Source organism: Neisseria sp. HMSC066H01, assembly GCF_001837375.1.
GTDB lineage: Bacteria > Pseudomonadota > Gammaproteobacteria > Burkholderiales > Neisseriaceae > Neisseria.
In genome coordinates this window covers 84,958-93,058 of the sequence record NZ_KV832192.1, presented here as the reverse complement: position 1 = coordinate 93,058, position 8,101 = coordinate 84,958, and the positions used below count along the sequence as shown (strand labels likewise).

Genomic DNA, 8,101 nt, shown 5'->3' with positions numbered 1-8,101 from the left:
TCACCTTTAGCACCAGTAGCACCGTCTTTACCGTTTTTACCGTCTTTAACGATGGTAGTAGTGATTGTGCCATCAGCTAGATTAGTAATAGTGATGGTATGAGTACCGTCACCGTTATTTACAACTTCACCTGTGATGCTGTCGCCTTTGTCGCCAGTATCACCTTTTTCGCCGGTATCGCCTTTAGGACCAGCAGGACCGGTATCGCCTTTTTCGCCTTTAGGGCCAGTCGCACCAGTTGCACCAGTATCGCCTTTTGCGCCGGTAGCACCAGTATCGCCTTTAGGACCAGTTGCGCCAGAAGCACCAGTAGAACCACCACCGATTACGCTCAGGGTGTATTCGTTAGTGCCGTTTGAAGTCATCTTCAGGCCGTCACCAGCGATCAGTTTCAGGGTGTTATTGGCATTTGATTTAGGATCGTATTTGTATGTACCTACAGCTGGTGAGCTACCGCTACCATCGTGACCTTGGAATACAAACGGATTCAGGTTTTCGATGCGATTTGCAACAGCGTACAATTGAGAGCCGTTGATTGCATCGGTAGAAGTTGCAGAGATACGGCCTGCGGCAACGTTTTGAATTTGACGTTCTTTACCTGCAGAACCTACAGACAATACTGCGCCATTGCCCAAACCGCTGGTTGCACCTGCGAAGCCGCTGTAAGTGTAGCTGCCAACAGTAGCAGTGTTAGTAGGTACGAAGTTGCTGGTTGTAGAACCGTTACCCAGGGCTACGCTGTTTTCGATAGTAGATTTAGCTTCTGTACCCAAAGCCAGAGTGTTTTTGGCTGTTGCTTGAGCACCGTTACCCAGGGCAGTTGCAAATTCGCCACCATTGGCTTGAGCACCACGGCCCAATGCAATTGCTTGTTTAGAAGCAGCGTTACTTTGTACGCCCAAAGCTACTGAGTATTTACCAGTTGCTGTAGCAGCAGGACCGAATGCTGCAGCAGAAGTACCATCAGCTACGGAACCACGACCGATTGCTACGTCAGAACCTTGTTTGGCTTGAGCGTCGCCACCCAATGCTACCGCGCCGTTTGCCAGAGCTTTAGAGCGCTCACCGATGGCTGTTGCTACGATACCGGTTGCTTGAGCTTCTGTACCGATTGCCATTGCCGAACCGGCATTATTTACTACGCCGTCGCCATCAGCGCCAGTAGAAGTACCGTCAGCTGTAGCAGCATGACCTACGGCAACGTCAGCAGCTTGCTTAGCAGTTGCACCGTTACCTTGAGCGATAGAGTTATTGCCAGCAGCTTTAGATTGAGTACCCAAAGCGATAGAGTTGTTACCGATTGCTTTAGCAGCAGTACCTGCTTTATTACCCAGAGTACCATCCATCGCACCGCCAATAGCTACAGAATTTTCACCTGTTGCTTGAGCGGATGCACCACCAGCAAATGAGCCTGTGCCATTAGCTTGAGACAATACGCCGATAGCGATACCACGGTTAGCAGTTGATTCAGCATAAGCACCGATACCAATTGCGTTATCGCCTCTAGAAACTGTTTTAGTACCGACAGCAATGGAGTTATTGTTAGACGCAGTGGCAGTTTGACCCACAGCAATAGAGTTAGACTCAGCAGCAGTAGCGTTAGAACCTACAGCAACTGCAGCTTCTTTATTGGCTTGCGCATATGGACCAACTGCAACTGTCAGATTACCTTCTGCTTTTGTATATGAACCAACGCCGACAGCTTGAACACCTGACGCATTTGAGCTGGTACCCATTGCCATCGCATGGTCTTTACTTGCTACAGTATCTTTACCGACAGCAATAGTATTGGTCCAAGCACCATGAGCGTTATTACCAATAGCGATAGAATCTTGTTTTTCGGCGTTTGCATGCGTACCTACAGCAACTGCAGCAGCATTTGCATTGGAGTTATCACCAATAGCTGTTGCAAATTGTGCACCAGCATTTGCACGGTTACCGAATGCACTTGCGGAGTCTTGAGTAGCAGTTGCACGGTTACCTACTGCAGTCGCACGAATTTGAGTTGCTTGGGCTACATTACCGATTGCAACAGAAGCTTCACCACTTGCAACAGAGCTTACACCCATTGCAGTCGATGCACCGCCGGTTGCGATATTGTTATTACCTACTGCCAATGCTGCGTTTGCAGTCGCAGTATTGTTAGCACCGTAAGCGATAGTGCCATCTTGACTGCTGGCAGTATTTTGATAACCCACTACAACAGAGTTGACACCAACGTTTCTGTTAGAACCGTTGTAAGTACCATCAGGAGTAATGTCTACTGCACTACCTCCCAATCTTACAGCGGCCTCTGCTCCGCTAGATGCCATCAAAGCACCTGCAGCAACCACCGCAGCAGCTACGGCTTTACGCTTGTCAGAAGCGGATTTTTTGCCGTGTGCATGGCTGATTTCGGAAACCGCGGTCCATGTCTGGGTCGCGTGGTTCCAAATGACTTTAAAGACTTTATTCATATCGATTTTCCTGTAAGGGGTTTGATTTCTTTTGGGACGTTTGCTCGGCTATAAACCGCCTGCCCATACATATGCCGCACTTCAGAGTCTCCCCTTTATGCGGTTTTACGTCGTAATCTCTTGTATGCAATTCCCGTGCCAAAAGTCTCCACTCGGCCGAATGGCAGCTAAATTCCTGTTTTATGGGATTTTATGCTGATACATTTTGGGAAGCTTGTGAAGTTTGGGAAACGATGTGCCGTTTTTTGTCAGCTTGTTTCTTAACCAGTCACTTTTTGTCAGCTTCTTTCAATGCATTCGGAATCCTTGTCCAAATTTTATATGCGTTTGGTTTCGTAAATCAACTCTTCCGATAAAGTGTTATTTTTTCGGCCTCAACGGTCATGCCCGTTAAATTTACTTGTTGCTTTTTTTAAACGGCTTTTCTAGCTATTTGATTTTACTTTTTTATTCTCAAACAATAATGATTACTAAATAATATATAATTTGAATAGTTTCTCTAGTGATAGATTTAAATATGGGCTTTTATTTAGAGAATTAATGAAATTTGTATTGAAGATCGGCTTGAAACGTGTAACGGGTTTGTATCGCCTGTTTTCAGACAGCCTTTGACGTTTTCTAACATAGCAAACAGCGGGCAAATGACACGAATTTATGCGCTATTGAGCCGATGGACAGCGTTAAAAAGGCAAGTGTAAAACTTGCCTTTACGTTTGGGATTTGTTTGTTCTCTATTGTAGAAAACTGTGTTGTTTTTTCAGACGGCCTTACCAACGGAACGTTTGGGTCACGCCTGCGGATGCGCCGTTGTTGCCGGCATAGCCGTAGCCGCCGGTATGACTGGAGGCGCAGGCGGTGAGTGTGGCGAGGGTGAGAATGAGGAGGATGTGTTTCATGTTTTTTTTCTCTGAGTGGGTTGGTTTTAGACTTGTGTGGCGTTGTGTTGCTGCATAAATCGGACGGGCTGGGGCTTGGTTGCTTTGTCCTGATTTGCAGTTAGGCCGCTAAATTGTTTGATGATTGAAGAAGGCCGTCTGAAAACGGGTTTCATGATATTGAAACTTTGTTTTCAGACGGCCTTTATTTTATATCAGCTTATCAGTAACAGGAATATTTGAAATACTAACTACTTATCTGCCCTACTTACTCGTCTGCAGTCAAACGACGGACAAAATCAGCAAAGCTGTCGGCAATATATTCCTCATGAAAATTATCCAAATAAATATTGATAACCGATGGCTCACCATCGGCATTTATGTTGCGGTAATCCAGCGCAAAAAATCCGTGCCCGCTATCTTCTTCGGCAAAGTAAACACCAATATGCGGCAATGCGTGATTTTTGGGATCCTCCAAAAAACGGCTACCCATTTGACCGCACAAGGCATTATTATTCGCAAAACCAATACCATATATACCACGAACGATTAACTCACATTCATATCCATCCGTATCGGTATAACGAAAAAAACAACGTTTCAAACTACCGCCGTTTTTCTGGCGCATCAAAGCGATATAGTCGATGGGCAGAGAATAGCCTAGCTCCTCTTCCACGCGCGCAATAATCTCATCCGTAAGCGGCGTATCTCCTTCAAAACCTTCGTCATAGTTAACGAAAAGATTTGCAGCAAAATCTGCTAACTCAGCTTGGCTAAAAGACATGACTTATCCCATTTATTAAAACTTAGGCCGTCTGAAATCGGTTTTCAGACGGCCTTTATTTTATATCAGCTTATTAGTGGCGGAAATGGCGGATGCCGGTTACGACCATGGCGATGCCGTGTTCGTCCGCTGCATCAAAGACTTCTTGGTCACGCATGGAGCCTGCCGGATGGATGATGGCTTTGATGCCCTGCTCGGCAATGACATCTACGCCGTCGCGGAATGGGAAGAAGGCATCGGAAGCGGCACATGCGCCGTTTAAGTCCAAACCTGCGTCCTGCGCTTTGCGGGCGGCGATGCGGGTGCTGTCCACGCGGCTCATTTGGCCTGCGCCGATGCCGTAGGTTTGACCGCCTTTGCCGAAGACGATGGCGTTGGATTTGACGTATTTTGCGACGTTCCATACAAACATCAGGTCGTTCCATTCTTGCTCGGTCGGTTGGCGTTTGGAGACGACTTTCAAATCGGCGCGGTTGATGCGGTGGATGTCGGGGGTTTGTACCAACAGCCCGCCGCCGACACGTTTGAGTTCAAAGCGGTTGGCACCGGCCTCAAGCGGCACTTCCAATACGCGCACGTTTTTCTTGGCGGCGGCGATTTCGAGGGCTTCGGCGGTGAACTTCGGCGCCATGAGGACTTCCATAAATTGGTTATCGGTAATTTGTTTGACGGTTGCGCCGTCCACTTCGCGGTTGAAGGCGATGATGCCGCCGAACGCGCTGGTGGTGTCGGTGGCGTAGGCGAGTTTGTAGGCGGTCAATGTATCGGCGGCAACGGCGACACCGCACGGGTTGGCGTGTTTCACGATCACGCAGGCGGGCGCGTCGAAGGATTTGACGGCTTCCCAGGCAGCATCGGCATCGGCAATGTTGTTGTAAGACAATTCTTTGCCTTGGAGCTGTTTGTAGGCGGAAAGGCTACCTGCGGCAGGGTAAATATCGCGGTAGAACGCGGCGCGTTGGTGCGGATTTTCGCCGTAGCGCATGTCTTGCACTTTAATCCAGCTTTGGTTGAACTGGCTTGGGAATTCGCCGATTTGGGGCTGACCGCTCAAGACGTCGTCTGAAAGCGAGGTCAGGTAGTTGGAAATCATGCCGTCGTATTGAGCGGTATGGCTGAATGCTTTGCGTGAAAGGTTGAAACGGGTTTTGTCGCTCAATGCGCCGTTGTTGGCTTCGAGTTCGGCGGCGATGGCCGGGAAATCGGCTGTGTCGGTAACGATGGCGACGTGTTTCCAGTTTTTCGCGGCAGAGCGCACCATGGTCGGACCGCCGATGTCGATGTTTTCAATCGCGTCTTCCAGTGTGCAGTTTGGTTTGGCGATGGTGGCGGCGAAGGGGTAAAGGTTGACGCACACTAAATCGATATTGCCGATGCCGTGTTCTTCCATCTTGGCGACGTGTTCGTCCAAATCACGACGGCCGAGGATGCCGCCATGGATTTTCGGATGCAGGGTTTTCACGCGACCGTCGAGCATTTCGGGAAAACCGGTATAGTCGGCAACTTCGATAACGGGAACGCCTGCATCAGCCAAGAGTTTTGCTGTACCGCCAGTAGAGAGGATTTCTACACCGAGCTTGGTCAGGGTTTGGGCAAATTCGACTGCGCCTGTCTTGTCGGACAGGCTGATCAGGGCGCGTTTGATGGAAGACATGAGATTTCCTTTGTTGAAGGTTTAATCGATATGGGATGAATTTTCAGGGCGGTATTATCCGCTATTTTCGCCTTTTTGGCAGTAGGTTTTTATAGATATTGTTGACAATTTTATTGTAAAAGGCCGTCTGAAACTCGGTTTCAGACGGCCTGATGTTTTTGCCTATTTAAATCCCATTTTCTTTGCCACGCATACTGCGCCTGCCATGCCTGCGCATAATGGCATGAGTAAGGCAACGGGGGCATAGGTGAGTTCTAAAACAAAGACGATGGCCGTCAGGGGCATTTTGAGGGAAACGCCGAGAAAAACGGCGGCGCCGACAACGGCCGCGCTTTCGGACGACATGGCAGGAAAGAAAGTATTCCACGCGGCTGCGGCGGCAAAGGCGATGGTGCTGCCGAGCATCATGGACGGGGTAATCAGGCCGCCGTATGCGCCTGCCGCCAGCGCCATTAAGACGACCAGCCATTTGACGGCGGTCAGCTCAAGGCTGTGTTGCCAATCGGTCATGCCGCCAAAGGTCAGTTGGTTGCCAGCTTTGCCGTTGCCCAAAATTTCGGGAAACCAAACGGCAATCGCGCCGATGAGTGCAAACATACAGACGGCCAAGGGAATGATTTTGATGTTGTCGCGCTTGATGAAGGGGAATTTTTGGGCGGTGCGCTGGAAAAAGACGGCGGTTGCGCCTAGTATCGGGCCGATGATGGCGGAAAACCAAAGTAATGAGGTGTTGATGGAAAGGTTGGCCGGATGATATTGCTGCACGTCGCCCAAGCCGATGCGTGCGACGGCGGTGGCGATGACGGAAGTCAGCAATGCGGCGGCGACGGCTTGCTGCGTCCATACGCTCAGCATGGCTTCGAGGATGAAAAGTGTGGAGGCGAGCGGCACGTTATACACGGCCGCCAAACCTGCACCCGAGGCACACGCGATGACCAGCCTTGCATCGTCTTCGCTCAATCCGAAACGGTTGATGCCGACTGAGGCGAAAGCGGCGGTCATTTCGCGCGGCGCAACTTCGCGGCCGAGCGGCGAGCCCAGCCCGACAGTAATGATTTGCAACAGGGCATGGCTGACGGTTTCCAAAAACGGAAAACCGGCAAGCGGATTTTTAACCACGGCTTTGATACCCGGTTGCGGCCTGCCGTAGCGTTTGAGCAACCACCACCCCAAGCCGACCACCACGCCGCAAAAGGCCACGACCACGACACGCCGCGCAGGACTTGCCTGCGCTACGCCCTCTCGGAATGAAACGTATAGGCCGTCTGAACCGTAACCATAAGCAAGATGTTGAATCGTATGCATGATTTCGGTTAATACAATGCCGACCATGCCGCCGATGATGCCGGTAATGATGAGGGCGGCCCAGAGTTTATGAGTGTCTTTCACGGGATTTGACTTGAGGTAGTAATGGTTTGATCAAAGCGTTTTTTAAGGGAGCTATTGTCCGCCCAAGGGATAGTTTTTGGGGGCAACGTGGGTTTTGCCGTTATAAGGGAAAATATATTTCTGATTTTTATAATTTTTCTTTCCTGATACGCCGCTGAGTTTTGCAGTCAACGCCCATACGCCGGATACGGCAGGACGGCTTTTGTCAAAAGCAATTTTGGCTTCCAGGCTGGTATATCTGTCTTTGCAGTCTCGTTTTTCACGCCCTTTCAATTCATCGCAATCGCCAAAATATGCGCCGTTATCGTTACCGCTGATAATAAAGCTTTTACGGATGCGGTTGCTATCATCGGTAAACAGGAAGTTTTGCGAAGTCGTCGTGTCGCCTTGGCCTGTATAACTTGACTCGGCAACATAGCCCCAGTTTTGCGCGCCTACCTGAACAAACTTCCACGCCTTATTCTCCGGCACATCCCCCCATGCGCCGATTTCATCTCTTCCGTGCTGTTTGATTGCCCACTTGCCGTCTGTTTTTTCCAAAACAAACAATTCTGCCAGGCCGGGAGAAGCATGGGCGTCCTGTTTTATCTTTTGTCCCATATCGTAGGCAAAACCTGTGTACAGCACATAACGAGCGGCTTTGCCGTTGCGTGTGACGGTATGGTCGGCAACGGGTTTCATGCAATACATGATGTTGTTAGATGGTGCCTGTCCGTCTTTCGGCGGCTCGGTAAGCTGGCATTTGTGCGCGGCAAGCGGTCGGTTGTAATGTTTGGCAATGACGGCCTGTACGGCGGCTTTGTCGTTATCGGGTGCAGCCGACGCCAAAACGGGGCAGGCAAGCAAAAGCAGGGAGATGATGCGTTTCATAGAAATTTTCCCAAAATGTTTTATTGAAAAGTACGGCTACTTTAGGCCGTCTGAAACTGTTTTCAGACGGCCT

At 49.8% G+C, this 8,101-nt stretch carries 6 protein-coding genes; all 6 read right to left on the bottom strand.

Features of this window, described 5'->3' with window-relative positions; translation table 11 throughout:
* On the bottom strand, positions 1–2,456 hold a 2,456-nt coding region (locus tag HMPREF2551_RS02420), incomplete at its 3' end, for an ESPR-type extended signal peptide-containing protein (protein WP_283122402.1).
* Between the two features lie 767 nt (positions 2,457–3,223).
* A complete protein-coding gene (locus HMPREF2551_RS10680; RefSeq protein ID WP_256388401.1) occupies positions 3,224–3,352 on the bottom strand; it encodes a hypothetical protein in 129 nt (42 codons plus the stop codon).
* A gap of 247 nt (positions 3,353–3,599) precedes the next feature.
* The gene (locus HMPREF2551_RS02415; RefSeq protein ID WP_070836980.1) at positions 3,600–4,115 is read right to left on the bottom strand and encodes an SMI1/KNR4 family protein; all 516 of its coding nucleotides are present in this window, start codon (positions 4,113–4,115) and stop codon (positions 3,600–3,602) included.
* Positions 4,116–4,188: 73 nt separating this feature from the next.
* A complete protein-coding gene (gene purH / locus HMPREF2551_RS02410; RefSeq protein WP_070836979.1) occupies positions 4,189–5,769 on the bottom strand; it encodes a bifunctional phosphoribosylaminoimidazolecarboxamide formyltransferase/IMP cyclohydrolase in 1,581 nt (526 codons plus the stop codon).
* A gap of 162 nt (positions 5,770–5,931) precedes the next feature.
* Positions 5,932–7,101: a chloride channel protein gene (locus tag HMPREF2551_RS02405; protein ID WP_070836983.1), complete on the bottom strand. Its 1,170-nt coding sequence runs from the start codon at positions 7,099–7,101 to the stop codon at positions 5,932–5,934.
* Positions 7,102–7,209: 108 nt separating this feature from the next.
* Positions 7,210–8,028 carry a hypothetical protein gene (locus tag HMPREF2551_RS02400; protein WP_070836978.1) on the bottom strand — a complete coding sequence of 273 codons (819 nt, stop codon included), beginning with the start codon at positions 8,026–8,028 and terminating at the stop codon, positions 7,210–7,212.
* Positions 8,029–8,101: the final 73 nt, after the last annotated feature.